17 protein-coding genes are annotated in these 24992 nt (G+C 59.0%); 6 read left to right on the forward strand and 11 right to left on the reverse strand.

Annotated elements, in window-relative coordinates; translation table 11 throughout:
• The first annotated feature begins 327 nt into the window (after positions 1-327).
• Both ACFVVC_RS01325 and ACFVVC_RS01330 read left to right on the forward strand, forming a co-directional pair.
• A complete protein-coding gene (locus tag ACFVVC_RS01325; protein ID WP_387448134.1) occupies positions 328-3219 on the forward strand; it encodes an FAD-binding and (Fe-S)-binding domain-containing protein in 2892 nt (963 codons plus the stop codon).
• Between the two features lie 540 nt (positions 3220-3759).
• Complete coding sequence (locus tag ACFVVC_RS01330) at positions 3760-4638, forward strand: zinc-binding dehydrogenase (RefSeq protein ID WP_387448867.1); 879 nt, start codon at positions 3760-3762, stop codon at positions 4636-4638.
• Between the two features lie 289 nt (positions 4639-4927).
• Here ACFVVC_RS01330 and ACFVVC_RS01335 read toward each other — a convergent pair whose 3' ends face one another.
• The 9 genes from ACFVVC_RS01335 to ACFVVC_RS01375 all read right to left on the reverse strand — a co-directional run bounded on the left by ACFVVC_RS01335 (position 4928) and on the right by ACFVVC_RS01375 (position 17832).
• Positions 4928-6139, reverse strand: a complete 1212-nt coding sequence (locus tag ACFVVC_RS01335; RefSeq protein ID WP_387448136.1) for an NAD(P)/FAD-dependent oxidoreductase — start codon at positions 6137-6139, stop codon at positions 4928-4930.
• A gap of 209 nt (positions 6140-6348) precedes the next feature.
• Positions 6349-7239 (reverse strand): citryl-CoA lyase, encoded by an 891-nt coding sequence (locus ACFVVC_RS01340; protein WP_387448138.1) that lies wholly within the window; start codon positions 7237-7239, stop codon positions 6349-6351.
• Between the two features lie 508 nt (positions 7240-7747).
• Positions 7748-8455: an NUDIX domain-containing protein gene (locus ACFVVC_RS01345; protein WP_387448140.1), complete on the reverse strand. Its 708-nt coding sequence runs from the start codon at positions 8453-8455 to the stop codon at positions 7748-7750.
• Between the two features lie 98 nt (positions 8456-8553).
• Complete coding sequence (locus tag ACFVVC_RS01350) at positions 8554-9045, reverse strand: MaoC/PaaZ C-terminal domain-containing protein (protein WP_387448142.1); 492 nt, start codon at positions 9043-9045, stop codon at positions 8554-8556.
• A 762-nt stretch (positions 9046-9807) separates the two neighbouring features.
• Positions 9808-11259: an aldehyde dehydrogenase family protein gene (locus ACFVVC_RS01355; RefSeq protein ID WP_387448144.1), complete on the reverse strand. Its 1452-nt coding sequence runs from the start codon at positions 11257-11259 to the stop codon at positions 9808-9810.
• Between the two features lie 527 nt (positions 11260-11786).
• Positions 11787-13448, reverse strand: coding sequence for a choline dehydrogenase (locus ACFVVC_RS01360; protein WP_387448146.1), 1662 nt, complete (start codon positions 13446-13448; stop codon positions 11787-11789).
• 635 nt (positions 13449-14083) lie between these two features.
• Entirely contained in the window at positions 14084-15814 is a 1731-nt protein-coding gene (locus tag ACFVVC_RS01365; protein ID WP_387448148.1) for a CocE/NonD family hydrolase, read from the reverse strand.
• Positions 15815-16140: 326 nt separating this feature from the next.
• On the reverse strand, positions 16141-16821 hold the full coding sequence (locus ACFVVC_RS01370) for a TetR family transcriptional regulator (protein WP_387448150.1): 681 nt from the start codon (positions 16819-16821) through the stop codon (positions 16141-16143).
• Between the two features lie 72 nt (positions 16822-16893).
• Positions 16894-17832, reverse strand: a complete 939-nt coding sequence (locus ACFVVC_RS01375; RefSeq protein ID WP_387448152.1) for an alpha/beta hydrolase — start codon at positions 17830-17832, stop codon at positions 16894-16896.
• A gap of 1132 nt (positions 17833-18964) precedes the next feature.
• On the opposite strand from ACFVVC_RS01375, the gene ACFVVC_RS01380 reads away from it, so the two are divergent.
• Together ACFVVC_RS01380 and ACFVVC_RS01385 are read left to right on the forward strand one after the other, a co-directional pair.
• The gene (locus ACFVVC_RS01380) at positions 18965-19756 is read left to right on the forward strand and encodes an SDR family NAD(P)-dependent oxidoreductase (RefSeq protein ID WP_387448154.1); all 792 of its coding nucleotides are present in this window, start codon (positions 18965-18967) and stop codon (positions 19754-19756) included.
• Between the two features lie 61 nt (positions 19757-19817).
• Positions 19818-20603 carry an SDR family oxidoreductase gene (locus ACFVVC_RS01385; RefSeq protein WP_387448156.1) on the forward strand — a complete coding sequence of 262 codons (786 nt, stop codon included), beginning with the start codon at positions 19818-19820 and terminating at the stop codon, positions 20601-20603.
• Between the two features lie 1269 nt (positions 20604-21872).
• Here the strand turns inward: ACFVVC_RS01385 and ACFVVC_RS01390 are convergent.
• On the reverse strand, positions 21873-22784 hold the full coding sequence (locus ACFVVC_RS01390) for an IS110 family transposase (RefSeq protein WP_387448158.1): 912 nt from the start codon (positions 22782-22784) through the stop codon (positions 21873-21875).
• A gap of 337 nt (positions 22785-23121) precedes the next feature.
• On the opposite strand from ACFVVC_RS01390, the gene ACFVVC_RS01395 reads away from it, so the two are divergent.
• Together ACFVVC_RS01395 and ACFVVC_RS01400 are read left to right on the forward strand one after the other, a co-directional pair.
• Positions 23122-23373 (forward strand): transposase, encoded by a 252-nt coding sequence (locus ACFVVC_RS01395; RefSeq protein ID WP_387448160.1) that lies wholly within the window; start codon positions 23122-23124, stop codon positions 23371-23373.
• On the forward strand, positions 23370-24074 hold the full coding sequence (locus ACFVVC_RS01400) for a transposase (RefSeq protein WP_387448161.1): 705 nt from the start codon (positions 23370-23372) through the stop codon (positions 24072-24074). The genes ACFVVC_RS01395 and ACFVVC_RS01400 overlap by 4 nt, the downstream gene beginning before the upstream one ends.
• On the opposite strand, the gene ACFVVC_RS01405 is transcribed toward ACFVVC_RS01400, so the two are convergent.
• Positions 24057-24954 (reverse strand): IS5 family transposase gene (locus ACFVVC_RS01405; RefSeq protein WP_387448163.1). Its coding sequence is split into 2 segments (ribosomal slippage): positions 24057-24602 and positions 24604-24954, totalling 897 coding nucleotides; the frame shifts between segments, so codons are not numbered across the junction. The genes ACFVVC_RS01400 and ACFVVC_RS01405 overlap by 18 nt on opposite strands.
• Between the last annotated feature and the right edge of the window lie 38 nt (positions 24955-24992).

Raw genomic sequence — 24992 nt, forward strand, 5'->3', positions numbered from 1 at the left:
CATCGGGCCGTTCTCTTCGTGGAAGCTACAGGTAGTGGCGCAGAGGCTCAACGCACCGCGATGATCTGCCCAGTCCCGTACCGGTAGGGCACGACAGGGTTTGTACCCTAAATCTAGGTGGAGAGTTGAGGCAGCAAAACAGGGCCCTCGGAAAAGGACCAAAGTTCCGTTCTTTCTTTCGAAGAAATTATGGCGGCTGCTGCCCCTGAGACCATCCTAAGATCTCAGAACAGCATTCGATGGCGAAGGTAACGCCTCGTCGACGGGGCAGAGCCGCCACCAGTCTTAGATAGGCCCGACAGGCCACCTTACGGAAAGTTTCAGCACATGAGCTCAGACATCACCGAAGCGCTTGTTCGTGATCTAAAAGGCGCTGGCATAGAGGTGGACAGCAGTAGTCGGCGACGGACGGAGTACTCATTTGATGCCTCCAACTACCGGGTCCGGCCACTGGGGGTCGCCTTTCCCCGTACCAGCGCGGACGTCAGGTCGATTGTTCGAATTTGCCAACGCCACGGATGCCCCGTGACGAGTCGGGGTGGCGGGACTAGCATGGCGGGGAACGCCATTGGAAGCGGCCTTGTCATGGATTTTTCCCGTTACATGAACCGCCTGCTGGGACTGGATTTGGCGTCGCAGACCGTCACGGTCGAACCTGGAATTGTCCTCACGACCCTCCAAAAGGAAATCCAAGCAGCAACAGCTGGAATGTACACCTTTGCTCCTGATCCTTCATCTATGGGCCGGGTAACCGTGGCAGGGGCGATAGGCAACGATGCTTGCGGCAACCACTCCGTTAGGGACGGCAGGACGGCAGACCACATCGTAGCCGTCGACTTGGTAACGGCATCGGGCCACTTGGTGACGGCGGAAGCGGGCGGAGTCCGGGCAGTCGATCCTTTGGATACGGAATCAGTGGTCGAGGCGGCACGCATCCAGGAAGGACTTAAGCGGCTTGCGGACTCCAACCTGGCCCTCTTCAGGACTGAGTTTGGTCGACTTGCCCGGCAAGTTTCCGGATACCAGCTGGCGAACCTACTGCCTGAGAATGGCTTTAATACTGCTAAGGCGCTGGCTGGCAGCGAGGGTACCTGCGCCGTCATCGTCTCTGCCACAGTTAAATTGGCAAAGGTTGCCCCCTCCGCGCTACTTGTGTGTCTTGGTTATCCTGACGTCGTTGCCGCCGCATCCGATGTACCCGAGATCCTGCGGTTCAATCCCGCAGCAGTCGAGGGTATCGACGATGCCATCGTCCAGACCATCCGCCATCGCAGGGGGGACGCGGCGGTTGGGGCGCTGCCTGAAGGCAGGGCATATCTCTACGTGGACTTGGATGGTGAAGATGCAGAAGATGTCGGCCGGCAGGCGGAGATTCTTCTGAAAAACCTGGCCAAGCGCGGAAACCTCCTGGAAGGATTGGCCGTACCGGACCCGGTCGAACGTGCGAATCTCTGGCGTGTAAGGGAAGACGGGGCGGGTCTCTCATCACGGCTGGCGAACGGCGAGCAGTCGTGGGCCGGATGGGAGGACGCCGCCGTTTCTCCGGACAATCTTGCGGCTTATCTTTCGGACTTCATTGCCCTGCTGGAAAAACACCAACTTCGCGGCGTGATGTACGGGCACTTCGGCGCTGGCTGCACTCATGTACGAGTAACCTTTGACCCACGAAGCGAGTCGGGGCGTGAGATCATGCAACGCTTCCTCCAGGAGGCGGCTGCTCTCGTTAGCCGCCACGGCGGATCGCTTTCCGGCGAGCATGGGGATGGCAGGGCCCGTTCTGAACTCCTTCCGATTATGTATAGCCCCGCAGCCATCACGGCCTTCGCTCACTACAAGGCCATCTGGGATCCACAGGAACTTCTAAACCCTGGAATCATCACCAAGCCAGTCCCGGTCATGGCAGACCTTGCCCTCGCTGGCCCCCCTGCACGCGGTTTCCGGACTTCCTTTGCCCTCGAGCCGACGACGGAAGGCAGAGAAGGCTTTCCGGACGCCGTTCAATCCTGCATCGGTGTTGGACGATGTCGTACCACGGCTGGAGCGGGAGTAATGTGTCCAAGCTACCGGGCCACTCGGGACGAAAAAGACTCAACCAGGGCCCGTGCACGGGTCTTGCAAGAAATGGTCGTGGGGTCTAGAACGGCGCAGGAGGGGTGGAAATCGAAAGACGTTCGAGAGTCCCTGGACCTTTGCCTTTCCTGCAAGGCATGTTCAAGTGACTGTCCTGCAGGAGTCGACATGGCTTCGTATAAATCCGAGTTCTTCCACCACTTCTACCAGAGGCGCCTGCGTCCTTTGTCGCATTACAGTCTGGGTTGGCTGCCAACGTGGCTGAAGGTCACCGGCCACATAGCCCCATTGATCAACATGACCCTTCACAGCCCTCTTGCTGGGGTAATAGCCCGTGCCGCAGGAATCACACCGAAACGCAAGATGCCTGACTTCGCATCGCGGAGACAGCTGCAAAGAGAACTGGGGGACAGCAGGCCGGCTGAGGCCGACACTGTGCTATTCGTGGACAGTTTCACTCGCGGATTCCGGCCGGCAGTCGCGGGTGCAGCGAAACGGGTCCTGGAAGACGCCCAGAAATCTGTTGAGTGCAGCGCCGACCAATGCTGCGGTTTGACCTGGATCTCAACAGGACAATTGGATACAGCCCGGAAGCTCCTTGCAAAGACCGCCGCCGCCCTCGATGACGGGACAGATCGCCCAATTGTCGTCATCGAGCCCAGCTGTGCAGCAGCACTGAGAAAAGACCTGCCGGAGCTCGTGCCTACCGAATCTGCGCGCCGCGTCGCAAGTCGTATTCAGAACTTCGCAGGCGCGGTCCTGGAACAAGCAAGCGCAGGCTGGCGCCCCCAAACCGTGCCCTTGGCTGTCACCGTCCAGACTCATTGTCACGAATACGCCACTTTTGGATCAGCGTCACAAACCTCTGCGCTGGCTGCTTTAGGAGTAGCAACTATCACTCAGGCCACCGGCTGCTGCGGTGTTGCTGGGAACTTCGGCTTCGAACACCAGCACTTTGACGTCAGTATGGCAGTTGCTGAGCAGTCGCTGGCGCCTGCACTACGGGAAACGCTGGACGGGACGCCCATCCTGACGGACGGATTCAGTTGCCACATGCAGGTCCGGCAAATTCTGGAAAACCATACGGACCAGGCATCACTCCATCTCGCTGAGATCATCGATCCGAGACTTGCCCGTGAACAGCAATAGGTCCGGCAGCTCCGAACTGGTCCAGTAATCGCAATCATCTGTGGCTTCAAGTACCCGGGTCCTCCAGCTGCTATTTCAAGTTGGAGGGCCCGGAACCACCATGTTCAGCGGCCCACGGAGACCCGGGGGAGATGCCTATCGGAATCTTCAACCTGGGAAGCGGAATCTCGTTGAATCTCCAATGTCGGCAACGCCAATGCGGACCTACTGTTCTGTTGTCCTGGGCAGGACGTCCGGCCCAAGTCCTTGAGCACTCTGTACCCCATCAGCCTTTTCAGACACTCATCAGTTCGGAGACTCCCATCGGAAGCGGAAATGACGGAACAGTCGCGGAAGTACTGGCGGACGCATGCAGCGGCACAAGCTATGGCCACGCTTAACAGTGGGAGTCAAGTGATCCCGGAGACTATGCTTGCCTTCCCTCTCGAAGCATTTGGTGCCAGTGACGTACTCCAGATACGTACTCGAGATGTCCCGGTCCCAGGGCGGGGCCAAGTCCTCGTAAAAGTAGAAGCCTGCGGTGTTTGCGGCCAGGACATCATGAGAAGAAGCGGCAGGGTCGATCGCGTCCTGGGGCCGGTGATAGGACATGAAATAGCCGGCACTGTTGCCGGCACTGGTCCGGGCTTATCGGAACTCCGGCTTGGAGACCGGGTTGCCTCCACACAGCGCATGTCCTGCCATACTTGCCGGCAGTGCCTGGGTGGACGGGAAGTTCTCTGCACGCAGGGGGCCCTGTACGGAGAAGGCCTGGACGGAGGCTACGCCGAATACTGCGTCATCGATGAACTCAGCCTTGCGCAAATTCCCGATGGAGTTTCCTTCGATGCTGCCGCCATTGCTGCGTGTGCCATTGGCACGGGATATCACGCGCTGATGCTCGCAGGTGTAAAGCCAGGCCAGCGCGTGCTGGTTACAGGGGCCAGCGGGGGCATCGGAATACATGCTCTTCAGTTGGCCCGAAGCATGGGGGCCGAGGTTGTAGGGGTTACTTCCAGTGCGCGAAAAGTTGATAAGCTGCGGCTATATGCCGACGAGGTTGTCGTTGCTGAGGGAGGAGTGTTCGACAAGGAAGTACGACAACGAAACCTCCAACCGGACATCGTCCTTGACATGACTGCTTACGCGACCCTGGACAGTAGTCTCCGGTCGGTCCGACGTGGTGGCAGCGTCGCCGTCGTGGGGAACTTAGAAAACAAGACAGTCGCCATCTTGCCGGGAGCCCTAATCCAACGAGAGATACGACTTGTGGGTTCCAAGGCGTGCAGCCGTGCTGAGCTCGAAGATTGCCTACAGTTCCTACAACGCAATCTTGTTCGTGCCGAAATACAGGAGATCTTGCCTCTTCAGTCAGCTTCAGCCGCCCACGAACTCCTCGAGTCCGGGGCCGTGCAAGGCAGAGTTGTGCTGAGACCGTGAGATCCATGCCGTCAATCTGCCAGGAGAGAGACAAGTGCCAGGCGTGCCTGCGGCACAGCCAGAAGCGTTAGTAGACCCATGTCTTCCCGTTAGCGTCGTTTCTGCTCCGGGATGCACCCGCAGGACTTGAAGTGTTAGTTCAGCACAGGGGTCTCGGCCACGCCTTCCAGTGTCGTTGAGAAGCGGTGTACGGAATTAACGCCTGGCCCCCATTTCGTCCCTTGCCGGGAAATACTCCGACCGGAGTGGCGGCATGTGGCGTGCCGCCTGCTCCTGCCGGGCGTTCAGGTTACCAGTGGACGGTTGCCCCAGGAATTACGGGATCAAGCTGGCGGTTCCAGCGAACCTCCGTCAGGTCAATCTCAGGTTCAGTTTCCGTGAGGAGTTGGCTGATGAGTTTTCCGGTCATTGGCCCTGAGGAATTGCCGAACACATGCCCGGCCGCCATGATGAGGCCGGGCGTGATCTCATCAACCACCGGGACCAGATCTGAAGTAAACGGCAGGACGCCTGCCCATACTCGGTCTATGCCCACCTTCCTTAGACCTGGGAAATCTCCGATAATGTCATCGGCGATTGCTTTCAGCCCGTCAAGTGTCGGGAATAGATCTACTTCCGAAGGGTAGTCCATCGGACAACCAATCAGGATTTCCCCATTCGCCCGTTGTGCGGCGAGGGTGAGCATTTCATAGCCAGACTCTTCTTCGATCCTGCTGCGGAAAAGCTCATCGTCCCAGCTCGGTAGATTGCGGAAGAGCCCGTATGATTTTGCTGCGGTGGGACCGTAGACGACCGGCTTGATCTGCATGGGCAGGGGTTTGGTAGCCATAACCTGGAGGCGTTCGCGCCCGATTGGGACTACCAGGTTGCTCGCCCGCATCAACTTTTCGGTCCATGCTCCCGATGCAACGACTACCTTGTCTGCGAAAAGGTTTCCCTCATTCGTTTCCACGCCGATGACACGTCCTCCGGAGAAGATGAGTTTGGAAACCGTTACTCCTTCGCGGAGGTCTGCCCCTTCGGCCCGTGCTCCTGCGGCCAAGGCCGCCACCACTGTGGCTGTATTGATCTGGGCGTCCTCGGCGCAATAGCTGGCGCCGACAACGTCTTCACGGATCGGCCCGACCAGGTCCCGAACCTCTTTGGTCTCCAGCAGCGACATATCGAGGCCGTCGGCCTGTCGTGCAGCAACGAACTCCTTGAAAATGGGTGCCTGGCGTTCGTCGTGGAAATAGATCAGACCGCCTTCAGCCCGGAATTCGAAGGGAATAGGCAGGTCGTTACGGAGTTCATCGTAGAGTGCACGGCCCTTCTTCGAGATGTCGAGTGCCCAACCAGGGTTGCGGCAATGGAGCCAAACGAATCCTGCGTTGCGGCTGGAGGCGCCAAAACCCATTGTTTTCTGTTCGAGCAAGGTGACGTTCAAGCCTAGTCGTGCGGAAAAGTATGCGCTGGATGTACCGATGAGGCCACCGCCAATGATAAGAACTGAACTGGTCAAGACTGAATCCTTTCGGAGCAAGGGAGCGAAAGTAGGAGGCTAATGTCACTTGGTTCGACATATTCACGTCCCAGGGCTTTGGTATCGCGCGGACCGCACCATCAGGCCAGGCTTGGTTCAAGGCCGGGAGTCTCTCTTCTGGCCTGATGGTGGAGAGCTTGAACTGAGAAACAGAAAGCCAGCTGATAGGCCAGCTCACACAGGGGTTGCTACTCTTCCCTCCATCCAGCCTTACTCCAGCCGTTGTTGAAGTCCTTTGCTGTTAGGTCATATTCGGCCGTACCCTCAGGGACCGTGCGGATAGGCCGCTTTTGTCCCAATTCCTCGGAGACATGGGCGATAACGCCTGGAAGTGTTGACAGGATCGCGAGACCAGTAGTTTCTTCCGGCGAAAACCCCATCTCGACAAGCACCAGTGCCATCATCCCAATGTCGTTCAGTACAATCGACTGTTTGCCGGGAAGGCTGGTGAATGCGCGGAAAATTTCCTCGAAGAACTCGGCCCTGGGTCCCCAGATGCCTGCGTCAACGGCGCGCTGGCGCAGCTTCTGCGCCCGAGGGTCAACGTACCGGAAAACGGGATGGCCCAGACCTGGAATCCGCTGCTTCCTTGCCCGTAGTTCCTCGACAATCTCAACGGCCAGAGCGTCGGAGGTCTTGTTGCTGGTCTGCAGGCGCGAATACATATCAATGCAGAACCGGGCCGTGTCCGCTGGGTCCATGGTGTTCTTCCCAACGCCAAGGATTCCGGTGGCCAGTGCAGCTGCCATGTTGGGATTGGCAGAGGCGACGTAGCGGGCTGCAACAGTTCCTGACTTTTGCAGGGAGTAGTCCATGATGGCCGATAGAACCGCGTCAAGCAGATCCGCTTCAGCTGGTGTAGGAAGTCGGCCCTGCAGCAACAAGAACGTCGAGGCCGCGAACGGGACATTGCCGATCATTTCTTCAAGATCATACCCACGGATGTAGACCTTTGAATCCGTTACCCGGCTCACCGAAGTGGACCAATATCTCGGCGCATCCACCTGCTGTGAAGGATCGGCGGAAGGTGTGCTAGGTGCATTGGCTTCTGAGAAAGCAGCTGAATTTAACTGATGCATGTAGGAAGACTAGGACGCCTACTTGATCGGCTACATTGGTGGGAAATCCACCTTACGCCGATCTTTTCGTATTACCCACAAGCCGCAGAAGACAACTTGTTTCATTCATATGCCGCCGGACTGTACATCCGCCATACAGGCCTGACGATAAGAGGGTCAAAGCCGTGGTGGCCTCGTGTCACTGGAACTCACCTGGACCAGCCTGGAGTTCCATATGACCGCTTACGCAAAGCAGGGTACGGTCATCCAAGCCGCGGTCGTCAAGTGGCCCGGTGGATACCGCAGCCCATCGAGCAGGACGCTGGCTGGCGGTACTCCCCTTCGACAAGAGGCTCCACAACGCACCAAAAGCATCTCCCGGTCGCAACCGCATGACGACGCTTTGAGTTCTATGGGCCCCGCAGGGCAGCACGAGTCTTTATGCCCGACTGTCGATGAAGTTAAATAAGAGGCATTGAAAGACTCTGCCATGCTGCAACGTTGCGGCTCGGCAGTGATTTTGTCTGGCCTAGGCCTCAGGATCCGGCGCTGGTCGAAAAACCGTGCGCAAGCGATAGAACTGTTCAATCCCGTCAGGACGAAGCTGCACAGCTTCAATCGTTCGACGCTTTTGGTGGATGTGCTCTGCTCCACCAGATTCAAGGAGCTCATCCAGGATCGTCAGCGTCGGGGGCAGGAGCCTATGCAGGCCGGCGGCTTCCTGTTCTAGGAGTTGGCGAACGGACACCCAATACGAATGCGATGCCTCGGTTGTTACATGCCGTGGCTCAACGCCGGGCGCCAACGCGCACACAAAGAAGTATGTATCAAAACGTTTCGGCATGCCGTTTGGGGTTATCCAGTTTGCCCAAGGCGTCAGGGCAACGGGTTCCACGGAGATGCCGCATTCTTCTGCCACCTCGCGCACGGCTGCAGCAATGAGACGGCCAGCGTTATGGCACGCCTCGGCGGCTTCAGAGGAGGCCTCGGTACGCTCCCAAGCCGCAGCATGTGCTTCCACCAGGTCGACGCTCAATTGCCCATACGAGGAGTCGACAGCGTCAACTCGCCCTCCGGGGAAAGCGACCACACCAGCGGCAAAGTCCATTGTCGAAGCACGATGCTGAACAAACACCTCAAGCCCGTTTTGCGAGTCCCGAAGCAGGACGACGCTGACAGCGAGCCGTGGCTCAGGATTTTTGAACGCATCCTCTTTTGGCGTGCTTATATGCTCCACCGTCGCCTCCTTTTGTACGGGTGATGGCGCTAATCGCATCGGTTCAGTCCGCTCAGGCGCTGCTGACATGTAACTGCGAGGCGGGCCTGGGTGGGTCGTCAGGGGGTATGTACCGCGGACCGGTACAAAAGAACAACCCAGTGGCCTGCCTGACAGACTTCGCCGTGTTGGTTGACTATCTCAACTTTGGTTTTTACGATTCCGCGATCGGTCTTGGTTGCGGAGGGCCTGACCTCCGCTACCTCTTCCCGTACCGAAATTGTGTCCCCTATCCTCACAGGCGCCATGAGTTTCCAGTCCTGGATGCCCAGGAATGCTATGGCGGAATGCTCTTTCCAGCCGATTCCCATTTCCAGCCCGAAGGCGATCGCCAGTGCTCCGGGGCCGTGGAAGATGCGTCCGCCGAATTGGGTGCGCCTCGCATACTCCTCATTGGAATGCAATGGGTGCATGTCACCTGACCAGGTCCCGAACGCTACCACATCGGTCTCGGTTATAGTGCGTCCTTGCGAGAGCCACGAGTCACCGACGTCGAGGTCCTCAAGGAATCGGTTTGCCGACGTCAGGCGACTGTCCGTTGGGGGTGTCATCTTTTAGTCCTTTTCCGTTGAGTACCTGTCTGGTGGGATTTGCCAGCCGGCTTTGACTCGAGCAGCACCGGAGTGAGGGCAAGCCGTGCGGGCAATGCAGCTCCGAAAACATGTTCGTCATGACATCGAACTGTAGGGTCGATTTTGACTTGCCGACATTGGATAATTACCCAAACTTCACCCCTAACGAGGATAGATTCCAAGTCGCGGCTGCAGTGCTTCTGATGACTGGCTATTCGCCGGTGAAGCCGGGCCCTCCAGCGCAGAGAGCAGCTGGAGACCCCGGGGTCTAAGGGCTACACGTACGGTGCTGCCAGGCATTAGTGGGTAGTTTCGTCTTGGGCGGCCCTATCTTGCGCCTTGAGAAGCGCTGCGATGATCGAGTATTTCAGCGAGGCGCTTTGACGCCTGCTCGGAATGACTATCCAAATCTTTCGAACCTGCATGTGGCAACTGAATGTCGCCCCGCGCCATCCTCACGGGGCTAAACGTGTGTCGAATTCGAACCGCGACTTGTCGGTGCTGAAGGTGCGGACAACCAAGACCCGGGCAGCAGCCACCGCTCCTTGGTACAGGCGAGAAAACACGGTCGATGGTGAATCTCCTGGATGGCAGATCCTGACACTACAGTCCGCCCATTTCGGCAGGATATCCAGGGCTGCTACCTCTTCGGGTCAGCGGACGAGCTGCGTTTGTGGCTTCCAAGCATGGCAATGGGGACCCGCCAAGGGAAGGCAGGTCCCCAACAGTCCTGTTCGCCCTTTATGCGTTCAGGTCAGGCTTGACCATTACATGCTTTACCTGGGAATACTCGTCTATTCCGTGAGCGGTGAGTTCGTACCCCATGCCGGACTCTCCGAAGCCGCCGAAGGGCATCTCGGAGGCGTTGTACTCGTGCTGGTTGACCCAGACTGTGCCGAACTGTAGTTCCCGTGAAAAACGCAATGTCCGACTCAAATTTGTGGTCCATACACTCGCTGACAATCCAAAATTGACATCGTTCGCGAGCTGGAGCATCTCGTCGTCATCTTTTGCAGATTGGATGGTCACGACGGGTCCGAAGACTTCGTCCTGAACAATTTCGTCCGTTTGCTTCACCTCTGTCACGACGGTGGGTTCAACGAACCAACCTGGCCGCTCGATCCGGTTTCCGCCGACGAGAATTTTCGCGCCTGCCTCCCGTGCACGTTCAATGAAACCGAGGACCTTATTCATGTGGTGCTCCGAAATCAGAGGCCCCATCCCTGTTGCAGGGTCCGCGGGATCACCGACGACCAACGATTTCACCTCGGCGCAATAGGCCTCGACGAATTCGTCGTAGATCGAATCCTCAACGATGATCCGGTGGGGTCCAGTACAAGACTGGCCACTGTTCGAGAACCCGAACTCTACAAGGTCCCGTGCAGTCTCCCGGATGGGACTATCCGCGAAGACCAGTACAGGTGCCTTGCCGCCGAGCTCCAGACCGAGCCGTTTCAGTGTCTTCGAGGCAGTCGCGGCAACAAACTTACCGGTAGACGTCGCTCCGGTGAGCGAAATCTTCCGAATGCTTGGATGCTCCACCATGGCCGTCCCACTCTCCCGGTCCCCAATAATGAGGTTGAGAACCCCTTCGGGCAGGAAACGGTTGGCGACCTCGACCAACTTGATCGTCGTCGCCGGCGTCAACGAGGCCGGCTTCAGCAGAACGGTATTCCCAGCGGCAAGAGCCGGGGCTATCTTCCAAATCGCCATCAAGAGAGGATAGTTCCAGGGCGTGATCAGCCCGACAACCCCCAGCGGCTCGCGACGAACCCAGGACGTGCTCCCATTCGCGTATTCACCGGCGGCGGGCACCGAAGAAACTCGAGCAGCTCCGGCGAAGAAGCGCATTACATCCCACATCCACGGCATGTCGCCGCGTGCATGGGTAATGGGCTTGCCCACGTCCTCGCTCTCAAGCCGCGCGAACTCTTCGGCCTCTTCCTCGATGGCGTCAGCAATCTTGAGCAGCGCCTCAGCGCGTTCAACCGGGGGAGTGGCGCCCCATATCTTGAATGCAGCTTCAGCCCGTTTAACGGCCGAATGAACGTCCTCACGGGTGGCGCGGCGGTAACGGGCAGAGATCTGCCCTGTCGCCGGGTTGATCACCTCGGAGACATTCTGGTCATCGGGTCCCGCCGCAAGGGTTGCAGCAAGACCACCTTGATTCTTTTGAACTACGGTCGTCGTCAAGGAAGACTCCTCACATCATGTTGTTCGGGCTCGGCAACGCTCTCGAGGACCACAGCTAGCATCCCACCCGGATTAATTGGCAAGACCATCTTCTGGCAATCTGCACCCCAGAAGAACTGTGAAACTAACGAAAGGATCGGACTTCCATTCATGAACTTACAACGCCGACTCCATCTTGTCTGCCGATGCCACAAGGGGTATCCCTGTCACGACTGATATCGGTGTCATCGAGCGCCGGGATGGAACATGGATATGCTGTCGGCTAGGGGACCCTCGTGATTTGCAGGTCGTCGCATAATGTCAGGAAGACAGGGATGGGTGAAGCCGGTGCCTTGATCCCCATAGGAAAAAGACACCGGCTTCACGGTCATATGCTGTTGTTTTTTCTTTATATCGGCATGCACTCCGCTACAGGCAGCCTGTGTCCGAGGCTAGGCCTTGAGGTCGATTGACTCAGGCACCTCCATTCACCGTGTCGCGGACGATGCAACAGGGCTATCCGATTTCCTGGGCGGCGGCGCGTCGTTCTAGGACACCTTGGCTGCTCGATAGAAGTCAACCTGCTCAGGAGCCTGCGTTTCCTTTCCCAGGATAAGGTCGGCTGCCTTCTCGGCGATCATCATCACGGGGGCATACAGGTTGGCGTTCGGAATTGATGGCATCACGGATGCATCGACAACGCGCAGGCCCTCAGTGCCGTGCACTCGCAGCGTTGTAGGGTCTACTACTGACTCCTCGTCCGTGCCCATCTTGGCGGTCCCGCAGGGGTGGTACGTTGTTTCGGCATCCTTAGCCACCCAGTCGAGAATCTCCTTGTCCGTCTTTACGGCGGGCCCCGGGGAGAGTTCGCCACCATTGAAGGGTGCAAACGCCGGTTGGTTCATAAGCTCCCGTGTAAGGCGAACTCCATCGATCCAATCCTGTCGATCCCGTTCAGTTGAAAGGTAGTTGAATGTAAGTACAGGATCTTGGAAGGGATCGCTCGATCGAAGCTTGACATGCCCCTTTGATTCTGGCTGCTGGGGCCCAAGGTTGATCTGATAGGCGTGAGGCGTGGGGGCGGGCGTACCATCGTTCCTTACCCCCAGGGACAGCATGGTGAGCATGAGGTTGGGCATAGGGTCACCTGGCTGCGAACGTATGAATCCTCCTGCTTCGAAGTGATTTGTCGATGCGGGGCCCCTGCGTCCGGTGAGCCATTGCAGCCCGGTGCTGGGGTATGTACGTTTCCGCAGGATCCCGGCATTGGACACAGGTTGTGTGCATGAGTACATGACGAATGCTTCAAGGTGGTCCTGCAGGTTCTCACCCACGCCTGGGAGATTTTCCACTACGTCGATCCCGAGCTTCGTCAGTTCATCTGCGTTGCCTACTCCGGAGAGCTGCAGCAGTTGGGGCGAATTGAATGCGCCCCCGCAGAGAATGACCTCTGCTCCTCTGACTTCATTCCGCCCGCCCCTCCGAGAACCGTATTCCACACCGACCGCCCTGTTGCCGTCGAAGATGATGCGGGTTGCTTGGGCTCCTGTGATGACGTCGAGATTTTTCCGGTCCCGGACCGGCGCGTAGTATGTTCGCGCAGCGTCGTAACGCTCACCGTTCTCAATGTTGGAGTCGAAGGGTGCGAACCCTTCTTGCCGGTAGCCGTTGACGTTATCGAGGATCTCGTAGCCGGCTTCCTTGGCAGCACCGAAAAGGGAGTTGAACAGTGGGTTCTTCACATTGTGCTGGTGAACGGGTATTGGGCCGTTGTAGCCTCGATACTTTTGATCGGGGTCCGAACCTGTGAACCTCTCAAGTCGCTTGAAGTAGGGCAGCACGTGTGCGTAGTCCCATTCGTCGCTGCCCGATTCGGCAGCCCATTTCTCATAGCTGAGGGGGTTTGCCCGCTGGAAGAACATGCCGTTGATCGAGCTGCAGCCTCCCATGATCTTTCCCCGGTACTGCTCTATCCTCCGACCAGCCAGCATGGGCTCAGGCTCAGATTTGAAACGCCAATCGTAAAAGGGGTGGCCCATCACGAACAGGAACGCTGCCGGTACCCGTACTGGGTAGTCGAAGCGAGAGTGACGGTGTCCGGCCTCAAGCACGAGGACGCGGGTTCGTTCGTCAGCAGACAATCGATTCGCTAAAACACAGCCCGCAGACCCTCCACCGACGATGATGTAGTCGTAGGTTTTATCATTCAATGCTCTTCTCCTGTCGCTGAAGCACTGCCACGAGCACACCGGTGCGGAACTTATTCCGCATTGCTCTGATCATGCATCAAACTTCCTACGTACAGGTGCGATCGTGCACTTGGGAGGTTTACGAAGGTCCGGTAAGGATCTTGGCGACTGCATGAGATAGAAGACTGAGAACAGGGCCGTAATACAGGGTGCTACTGAGAATTACACCTCCCGCTGGGACCAAAACGCTCCCAGCGGGTGGTGGAAGACTTGATAGGTACTTCCAGATGCTCCAGGACGTAGCAAGTCGTGGGCGGAGATTCGCAACGGCACAGAGGCAACAAAGGAGGCCTAATAGTGTTCCTGGTTGGGAGTAAACGTTGCCTCGATCCCGTCCAGATACACCGCGTCACCCCAAATGGGCGTCGTTCCGGACAGCCTTCCACACCGTGCCGGGGCTCCGGGCCGTGAGCTGCGCCTCACTGTGATGCATCGGCTATAGCGATGATGAACAAAGCATGTTTGTGAAAAATACATCTGATTACTGTCAGATTTCAGAAGTGAGCGAATGCCCTTCGTGTTTCCCACGAAGGCTGTCTTAGCCGGGGTATTCGCTGAATCGTCCTGTTATGACAACATCTCATCCGTTTCTTCGCTCAACGCTTGATCAGGGGCAGGATGAGCCGGCTGGGATGGTCAGGTCCGTGCACGATCCTGTTGGTGGCGACGATCGCCTGATCGAGTGATTCGTAGGCGATGAAGCCGCCGGTGTTCGTGTTCCGGTCGTAATGCGGGAAGTTGCTGCTGGAGATGTCGAGCCGGATACGGTGTCCTGGCAGGAACACGTTGGAGGTGGCCGCCATTGGTACGGTTACTTCGTACACTTCCCCGGGGGCCAGGGGTGTGGGGTTGGAGAGGTCGTTGCGGTAGCGCAGCCGCAAGATGCCGTCGCAGAGATTGATCGCCCGACCGTCGGGGAAGACATCTACGAGTTTTGCGGTGATGTCGGTATCCAGAGCGTTGGAAGAGACGAAGACCTTGAGCTCGACGTGCCCGGTGACCTCGATGGGCTCTTCGAGGACGGGCCCGGTGTAGCACAGGACGTCGGTGCGGGAATCTACAACCCTTTGGTCGACCGGTCCGACCAGTCCCGGCTCGGATGGCAGGAGCGCGCCGCCTGCGGTAGGTACCGCATCGCGGGGGTCGTACCGGAATTCGTCGTGGGCGTTTGTCGGGGAGGGAAGGGGCTGGAGGGTTCCGTCACCATGGCGGGTGTTGGCCGCGCCGCCGCTGTGCAGGTGGTAATCCGTGTAGGAGGTATCCGGCAGTGGCCAGTCCTGTTCGTCGCGCCATTGGTCAGTGCCCATAACGAAGATCCGTACCCTGGGCGCAGGGGTTTCGGGGGTGAGGCCACGGAGCGTCTGATCGAAGAAAGCGATGTGTTCATCGCCGACGTTGCCGAGGCTCAACGGCCCGAAATGCCGGTCGGGGTACTTCCCTGTAAGGTTTTCGTGGTCCCAAGGCCCGATGATCAGGCGGGAGTTCTCGCGCGCTTCCTCCGAAGCGCCCTGGGTTCGGACCCGGACGAAGTCGGCGACTGTCCCATGGATCTTAAGGTCGTACCAACCGCCGGTTGCCAAGACAGGAACCGCGACCGAACTGACCATAGGAGACCAGTCTTGGCCTGCCCAGTAACCGTCGAAGTCAGGATGGGATAGCCAGTCATCAAACCACCGTCCCCTCCCGAGAACCGGCAGATCCGCGACAGGGGTGGGTTCATTCAGCGATATCGGGTCCATGAGTGCGTTGCCGAGCTGCGTCAGCGCGCTGGGATCGGTCGTTTTGCCGCTCTCAAGGTCCCGTTGTTCCTCGGCGGCATACATGAAGGCGTTCCACCAGGTGACGAAGCTCAGGGACAGGGCTCCGCCCTTTGAATACAAGAGCTCGGAGTACCAGTCGGTTGCTGACATCGCGGGTGCGATTGCCTTCAACCCGGGTGTGTTCTTTATCGCCAAGGCCCACTGAGTCATGCCCATGTAGGAGCCGCTGTACATGCCGACCATCCCGTTAGACCAGTCTTGCCTAATGATCCACGCCACCGTGTCCTGGCCATCGACGATTTCGTTTATCTTGGGTTGAAACTCGCCCTTGGAACCAAAGGTTCCCCGCGCGTCTTGGAAGACCACCGCGTATCCGGCGTTTACCAGCGCCATAATGCCAGGAATTAGGGACGGGCTGCCGCCGTACATGAAGGGCGCCCGCTTTCCGTAAGGCGTCCGCACGAGCAGAGCGGGGGCTGTGCCCTCCAAAGGCCGCCAGATGTCAGCCACCAGTGTGATCCCGTCCCTTAGCGGCATGCTGACGTCAGGCTCATATACGTGTTTCATGAGAATCTCCTCATTGGTAAGTTGAACGGCGGCAGGCGATTGCGGCGCCGCGTCCTGTTGGTATTGGCTAGGGCATTCTGTACCAGCTGAAGGTATGCGGGTGCTACCGCACCAACCATTGGAGATAGGCCGAATCGCAGATATTGCATTCGGCGTGTAACAACGTCAGCTAGGGATTCCGCTGCCGGAAATTTTCAAGGTGAGCTGTACCAACGGGAGTTAGGCGGCTAACTGTTCGGTGATTTCGTTTGGCTGGTTGCCCAGGCTGGTCCCGGGAGTGCTCGCGCGTGTGGAGCCATGAGTTGCATAGGGGCGGATCAGGCGGATCAGGGATTGTTTATCCGCGCGAGTATCTCGTCGAGGGGCAGCGATGTCTCAACAACTGCGACTTGACGTATGGCGTCCGACTGGTAACGGGTAAGCGACGCGGTTGCCTCTTTAAACCTGGTGGGGGCTGATATATCCGGATGCTGAAGGTAGTCACGCATCGCGATTCGAGCGCCGGTGATGATCGCGGCGGCTGTCATTTCGGCCTGGATGGTCGTTCGGAGATTCGTGTGGTCAGTCAAGAAGCTGGCGATAGTTGTTTGATGCCTGTCAAACCAGCGGTTTTCCTCGGCAGAGAGAGCGGAGCTCGATGCAAGGAGGGCAGCTCGTTCGAGCGAGTCTTCGCGGACTGCGGTAAGGCTGTCTACGATCAGTGCCGCACCCCTTGCGGCGCGACCGATGGAACGCTGCCCCTGATGCTGGAGAAGGTAAGTGTGCATCTCGCGGTGGTATACCTCGTGGTCGCAGGAAACTAGTTGATCCTTGCCCCCGAAAAGGCGGAAAAACGTGCGTCGAGAAATCCCCGCTATTCCGATGATGTCCTCGATTGTGACGGCGTCATATCCACGTTGAATGAGCAACGGTAGCGTTGCCCGGCGAATAGCTAGGCGCTGAGCTGTTCGCGAACGATTAGGCTCGTCGCTGTGAGTTGCCCATGCTGGCTCAATTGTTAGAACCATAATTGGCCTCTCGTTCTTCAGCGGTTAGTTCGCCGTTCCACGTCGGGAACCTCTATGACGGCAGACTACCAACTAGATGGCGGTAATTGCTCTGCATCGGTCAGTCCACGATGCCGCGGACACTCTTGCATTAGGCGCCAGCCGATCGAATGCATGCAGGCTACCGGGCCGGACATGGAGTTCGCACGGTACACCGGCACTTAGCAGGTTGCGAGCATACGCGATGTTTTCATCCCTGAAGATGTCAAGATCACCGACATCGATGAAAGCAGGAGCGAGCCCGTCGAACCTTGACAGCCTGGCGGGGGCGGCAAGGGGTGACACTCGTTCCGTGCCGAGATCATCTCCTAGGAGCGCATGCCAGCCGGTGTAGTTATTGTCGTACGTCCAGGTGGCAAAGGGAGCGATGTGAGCATCCGGTTCGACGTTGCGGTCATCAAGCATGGGATAGATGAGTATTTGAGCGGCAAGCGGCGTTCTGGCCTCTCTGGCTGCGATCGCGACGCCGGCGGCGACGCCTCCGCCTCCGCTGTCGCCCAGGACCGCTACACGAGCTGGGTCTACGCCGAAGTCTTCCCCCCGCTCAACCAGCCAAGTGAGTGCGGAGTGGCTGTCAGTGACGAGGGTGGTTCCAGGGTGCTCGGGTGCCAGTCGGTAGTCGACAGACAGGAAAGGCACCCCCGTCTCCTCGACATACTTGGCGACGACGCCGTCATACAAGTCCACCGACCCGCAAATCATGCCTCCGCCGTGAAGGTAGAGGACAGCAGAACCAGGTCTGGATCCTGCCTTTGTGTACCATCGGGCGAGGATCGACGACCCGTCCCCAACCGTCACTGCGTGATCTTCGGTCAGGACATTAGGAAACTCTGGATCCCCTGCGTCCATAGCGGCAAGAGTGGCGTTCGTTACCTCTCTTAGGGCCTGGGCATCGCCGCGAGGGGTAGGTGGCACCTCTCCGGCTGCCTCCAGGGCAGAGGCGAGGACAGCAGCAATCTCTGCATCCATCATTAAAGGCATAATCGCCCTTCCAATCTTCGCTTCATCGCAATTCGGTAACTGAGTGCCACAAGCTTGGCATGCAGTGGCAAAGCTGGCAAGAAGCTGGAACGCAGAATTACAAACCAGCGTCCGCGCCACCGCACACTAATGGCCGCAGCAATGTTAGTTGTGTTTGCATTCGCGGCTCCCGTCTAGCAAATTGCAAAGATGTGACAGAGCACCACGCGCGCGGCTGGCGCACAGACTTGGTTTCTGGCGGCTCGGACTAATCCGAAATGTTGAGCGTTTGCCCATACGGCACCTTTACTCAAGGACCACCCGATTTATTACGCCAATAACGGATCTCCGTCAACCTGTCGGGGCGGGCGGGCAAATCCGTGCTCGCTGATCACGCGGCCGGCCTGATGGCGACTCTTATCCGTCCATGGCTGGGGTCAATTCAGCTTATCCACGACTGGAAGTAGGATCCGTGGACGTATCTCCCTGATAGCAGGAGCGGTGGATAACCTATGAGACGCAAGGACGGCACCCTTGCAAAGCTTGTGGTTGACGCCGGCCTTGAGCCTTCCGCTGCAGACATCGGCCAAGTGCAACTTGTTGAGTAACCTGACTCGGCCCGTCTACTCAGCGACTCGCAGGGAAGCCATCCCCGGGACTTGGGAGCAGACCGCTCCTTCATAGGCGACGGCACCAATCCCGTCTTTAAGTGGTGTCCCGTCACCCTGGCGGATTCCGCCGAGGTATCGCCCCCACCGCCGGAAGCCCATCGGACCAGGTGGACGCGGACAGGCCCACCCTCCAGCGCAAGCCAACTTTTGTGACTCCCACAAAGAGTGGCCAGCTCACTGGAATTTTCCCAGTATTCGGGAGGCGCGTCATGGCTATTCACTAGTGGTGAGACAGGTGGCTTCCCGGATCACCTTCTTCATTGAAAGTTCAGGAGGCAACATGACCAAGATTTCCTATTGGCAAACAAGGGAAGCCGCTGGCCATCCCTGGACTCTGCACTGACTGCATCTTGTTGAGCAACTCGACGCGACCTGTTTACTCATCGCCTCGGTGTGTAGGCAACTCCGTAGGAGATATCCGTTGTCTCGAGCAGCTGACCTACGGCCGAAAAATGAACGAAAGGAACTGATTAATGAGCCAGCTTGAGGGCAAAGTAGCGGTGGTAACTGGTGCCGGACGCGGAATTGGGCGTGGCATCGCTGAGGAGCTTTTGAAGGCTGGAGCGAAGGTAGTCATCGCCCAACGGGCGGAAAGCGCACTTCGGGAGGTCGAGCAGGAACTAAGTGCGCTTGGCCCTGTCTCGGCATATGCCTGCGACGTGTCACAGCGCGAAGAAGTACAGGCCCTATGTGACCATGCGATTTCGACCTTCGGCAGTCTCGACATTCTTGTCGCGAATGCAGGAACCTCTAGCTACAGCCCCTTCCTGGAGATGACCGAAGAAGATTGGGACCGAGTGCTTGGGGTCAATCTTAAGGGTGTCTACTTCAGCGGTCAGGCGGCGGCGCAGCGTATGGCCGCGGCTGGTAACGGCGGCAGCATCATTCTGATCTCATCGGTCTGCGCGTCGGCCGCGGAGCCGAACAGCGCCCCGTACACCGTAAGTAAGGGCGGCGTCTCGGCCCTGGCAAAGGCAATGGCGGTAGACCTTGCTGGCCATGGCATTACCGTCAACGCTATTGCTCCAGGGTGGATCCATTCCACATCAACTTCAACGATCGCGCCTGAGTCTATGGTTTCGGGTGAGGAGCCGTTCCCATTGAACCCTCTCAAGGTCATCGGCAAGCCTCAGCATATCGGCAGCACGGTGGTATGGCTTGCTAGCCCTGGCGGCGGCTTCACGACTGGCTCTGTCGTCACGGTTGACGGTGGTCAAATGGCCGCCCTGCAAACCGTGAATCGCCGCGCACTGGGGGAGCTGTGAGGGGCATCGGACACGACGCCGGACTTAGAAACAAAGCACACACGAACAGGAACCAGGCAACATGACACGTACATATGTAGTAACGGGCTCCGCTTCCGGAATCGGTAAGGCCACGGCAGAGAAACTGCGTTTGGATGGACACCGCGTAATTGGCGTAGATCTTCGAGACGCCGATATCGAGGTGGACCTTAGCACGGAAAAGGGCCGCGCTGAGCTTGTAAGTAAGGCTACTGAGCTGAGCGGCGGAGTGCTGGACGGTGTACTGGCGATTGCAGGAGTTCTGGCCTCATCGTCGCCCTCAGTGGCAGTCAATCACTTTGGTGCAGTGGCGACCCTTGAAGGACTGCGGCCTCTCCTCGCTGCTGCCGAGCGGCCGCGCGCAGCTGTAGTGGCCTCGCGAGCGATCATCGACGAGTTCGATAAGACTCTCCTTGATCTCATCGAGTCGGGTGACGAAGGGGCTGCACGGGCGCATGCCGATTCCCTCGCGGAAGCAAAGGATATCGCGGGTGCCAGCACCGTTTACACAACGACTAAGCTCTCTCTTGCCCGTTGGGTGCGGCGCAATGCTCCTTCGGCTTCTTGGGCTAAGGAGGGTATCGCTCTCAACGCTGTTGCCCCAGGGGTGATCCTTTCGCCCATGACCACTTCAGTTCTTGAGACTGAAGAAGGCCGTGCATCTCTAAATGAGCTCGCGCCAGCACCTTTCGGAGGGCCGGCCGCGAACCCCTCCGCAGTGGCGAACCTCCTTGCTTGGCTTACAAGTCCGGATAACAGCTTTGTGACTGGCCAAGTTATCTTCATCGACGGCGGCGCAGAGAGCCTCCGCCGACCCGAGCTAGTGTAAGGCTCACCTACCCGGCAAGGGCCGGTCCCGGAGGACCGGCCCTTGTTGCAACCGACCGAGGCCCAGGACGGTCGCTAAGTGGACCGTCCAGCAGGTTGATGACCGGGGATTGGCTTTGGGCAATAAGAGGACCTCCGGGTGTTGTACGGTGCTTTGTCGAGAACGCACACACGTCGGGAGGTCTCTTTGCGTATCTAACGCCGTAAAGCCTCTTTCTACTTATTCGGGGCGCTGCAGCTGGCCCAGTGCATCCTGATTGACAGCCGGCCTTTGCGCGGCGAGACGGAGAGGTCTGATGTTTCTGTCCCGACCGCTGCCTACTGGTCCGTACGCTACAGCGAGCTAGGCGAGGCGGGGCTGTAGGGAATAAACGAGCCGGGCACTGCCCTGCCCGCACCCGACCGGGAGGTGCACCGGGTGGCGCGTGCTGGGACTGCGTGTGAACCGGTGCTGGGAAGCGGTCCGGATCCGCTTATCACAAGCACAAAAACGTCTTCACGGTCCACCTGTGTCGGCCGCTGGGCTTCACCCAGCCAGCCCCGGGGATCAGGGTCCGTGGCCGGGACCGCGCCGGCCGGTACGAACATGCCTGGCCGAACGAAATGATCCGCATGGACATCAAGAAACCCCGACGCATCCCAACGGCGGGGTACACCCCGTTCAGGGTCGCTCCCAAAGAGAAGTGAACGCCCAGGGCCGGAACTTAGCCGAAAGGGCCGGACCGAAGACCGCGGCTACACCGTCCTGCATCAGGAAGTGGGTGACCGTTCCCGGTTCGTCTACTCCGAACTCCTGTCGGACAGACCAAGAAAACTGCGTCGGCGTCCATGCGCAAGCACCATCGCCACGTTCAGCGCGCGAGACGTGTAAATGCGAGGGTGCTGTTCGATAACGCCTCCAGCTATCGCTCCCGTGCCTGCGTCGCTGTCCTGGCGAGATCCGGGATCGGGCGCGAGCGCACCAGGGCCCTAGCGAATCCAAACCAACGGCAAGTCTATGAAGACTTATTGTGGTGCTGCGTTGGGTCCGGTCTGACCCCGGCCAAAGTCGGACCATGGTGTCCTTCGTTCGATTTGTCGACTGGGCGCGGCGCAGCACCGTAGAGTGCGCCGGCCAGACGGATCTGACCTGATAGCGCCTCTTTGTGTCAAGCAGCGGTCTTTTCGGCCTGGTGGTGGTCGTGCAGGATCCGCCGGTAGAGGACGTTGGAGAGGCGTCGTTTGAGTGCTCTGCGGGCTTCGGGGGGTGTTTTTCCTTCGGCGGTTTTCTTTAGGTAGTAGTCCGGCCTGGCCCCGGGTCACGGCTTTGGCAGAGGGCCATGATGTGCAACACCGAGTTCAGCTGTCGGTTACCTCCGGTGTTGAGTCTGTGGCGGATTTGGTGGCCGCTTGAGGCGTCCAGGGGTGCGGTGCCCGTGTAACTGGCGAAATGTGAGGCGCTGGGGAATCGGGTGATGTCGCCGACGTGGCCCAGGAGCTTTGCCGCCAGGACGACGCCGACTCCGGGGATCTCCTGCAACGTGGTAGCCGATGCGGCCAGGGCGTCGCGGGTTTGTGCCTCGTTGTTTTTGATGCCTGCATCGATGCGCCGCAGGTCGGCCAGCAATTCCCGGGCGAGCTCGCGTCTGATTGCGTCGGTGGCTGTTGCCGGCCGGGCGGTGCGCAGCGCGGCGGCAGCCTTTTCGGCACTGAGTCCGGGATCGACGCCGCCTGGTATCAGTTCGCGCAGGAGCCGGTGCAGGCGGTTGAGCAGCCGGGCGCGTTCGTGGCCGAGGTCTTCGCGACGTTCTGCCAGCAGGCGAAAAATCGTGCTCTGGTTTTCGGCGGTGACTGGGCGCAAGTTCTCCTGCCGCAGGGCAATGACGGCAATAGCGAACGCATCGGCCGGGTCACTCTTACGGCCACCGTCGGTAGAAAGAACCCCGACCTTCATGGCCAGTGTCGAGGGCACATCGACAACTGACTCCCCACGGGCAACAAGGATCTGGGCGATTTCGTGTCCCAGCCCGTTGGCACCCTCGATAGCGAACCTGCGTTCAGGCCATTGCGCGACCCAGCCCAGCAGTTGCTTGGCGGTGCCCGCGTTGACCACGAAGCGCCGCACCGCGAGCTGACAGCCCGAGGAATCGATGGCTGAGGCGGTGATTGAGGATTTATGCGGGTCGATGCCGATAACGATCACGTCCGGGTTCCCTTCGCCGATGTCGGTGATGAATCACCCGTGGCGGGCACCCTGACTTGGAGTGTTTGCATGCCTCTGTCGAGCCACGCCCCGGGCGGGTGTCAGCGGCGCGGCACGCTATCAGTGAGCCAACCCGGACCATACCGGGCGGCAAGGAGCTTGCGGACCTGTGCCGGCTGACACCCTGGACGCTACAAGACTGCAGATCCTGCGGCATCCCACCATCAATGAAACAAGTCAGGAGCTTCGACTAGAAGCCCCGTCACAGACCTGCCGCCCGCCCCGCCGGCTCGCCCTCATCCGTTCATTCATCCAGCACGGAAGGAGCGTTTCCAGCATGACAACCCTGATCGACGATGTCACGGTCATTGGTGGAGTCGACACCCACAAGCACACCCACTATGCCGCCCTGATCGACGACCACGGCCGGCTGCTCGGCCATCGGGAGTTCCCCGCCACCTCTCCCGGATACGCAGCATTACAGTCCTGGATGCGCTGCTGTGGCCACCTCGCCTTGATTGGGGTGGAGAGCAAAGGATCATTCGGTGCCGCACTCGCGCGCGAATTGACCCGCAAGGTGAGCATGTGATCGAGGTGAACCGGCCCAATCGGATAGCCCGTCGGATGGACGGCAAATCTGATCGCCTAGACGTCGAACAAAGGGCTCGCGCCGTTCTGGGGGAAACCTCCACAGCCATCCCGAAAAGCAAATCAGGGACAATCGAGGTTATCCGAACCCTCCGTGTCACTCGGTCCAGCGCCGTGAAAGCACGAACTCAAGCTTTCAACACCTTGTTGGGCATCGTGATCTGCGCTCCCTCAGCGTTGCGCGACGAGCTGGTCGACCTCACCATGCGCACCCTCGTGAACAGGTGCCTGCGACTCCGCCCCGCGACCGAGGATCTCATGTCACTAACAACCGCTCCCGAACGGATGCACCTGGCAGGGACCAAGCTTGCACTGCCGGACCTCGCGCGCCGTTGGAAGGCGCTGGACGATGAGATCAAGCAGCTCAACGCTCAGATTGATGCGCTTGTGACAAATGCTGCCCCCGACCTCATTCATCTCCACGGCGTGGGCACCGAAATTGCTGGACAGTTCCTGGTCACGGTCGGGGATAACACCGACAGGATCCGTAACGAGTCCGCGTTCGCGAAACTCTGTGGAGTTGCACCGCAACCGGCCAGTAGCGGACGGACAACCGGGCGGCACCGGCTCTCCCGCAGCGGCGATCGCGCAGCAAACAGTGCGCTCTACATCATCGCTACGGGACTAGGGCGTGTCTCCTAAAGCTGTCAGCCAGATGCTGATTGCTCGGAGGACTGCTCCGCCGCGGTAGGTCAGGGCGAGCTTGTCGTAGCGGGTCGCCAAGGCTCGCCACTGTTTGAAGGTGTTGAAGTTGCGTTCGACGACGTTGCGGCCTTTGTAGTCCTCTTTGTCGAAGGCGGGTGGTCGGCCACCGGTGGAACCTCTTCGCTTCCGGTGGCCGATCTGGTCGGACGGTTGCGGGATGACTGCGGTAATGCCGCGGTCGCGAAGGTGGGTCCGGATCGCTCTTGAAGAGTAGGCCTTGTCACCGCGGACCCGGTCCGGGCGGGTTCGGGGCCTTCCCGGACCCACCCGGTGGATCTTCAACTGGTTCATCAGGTGGGCGAACATTGGAGCGTCGCCACCCTGGCCCGGCGCGACCAGCAGGACCAAAGGCCGGCCTTTGCCGTCCACCAGAGCGTGGATCTTGGTGCTCAGTCCGCCGCGGGAACGGCCAATGGCGTGATCTTCCGGTTCAGCAAACAGATTCATGTAATTCGAGCCGGCCCCCTGTGGTGCGGGGAAGGTTAGTGCCGTGCTGGTGGGCACGGTTCACCGTCGAGTCGACCGAGACCGACCAGTCCACTTCACCCCGGGTATCGGCGACCGTCAGCAGTGCCGCCAGGATGCTGTCCCAGGTTTCGTCACCGCTATAGCGGCGATGACGCTTCCAAATGGTCTGCCAAGGACCGAACTCTTCGGGTACATCCCGCCAGGCGATCCCGCACCGGTACCGGTAGATGATGCCCTCGACCACTCGGCGGTCGTCCCGGAAAGGACGTCCCCGCCGGCCAGCAGAGGATGGCAGCAACGGCTGGATGCGGGCCCACTGCCCATCAGTCAAAACAGAAGTACGAGACACCCCTCAAGCATCCCGGCTAAACCAAACAGGGTTTAGGA

Source organism: Pseudarthrobacter sp. NPDC058196 (genome assembly GCF_042882685.1).
Classification (GTDB): Bacteria; Actinomycetota; Actinomycetes; order Actinomycetales; family Micrococcaceae; genus Arthrobacter.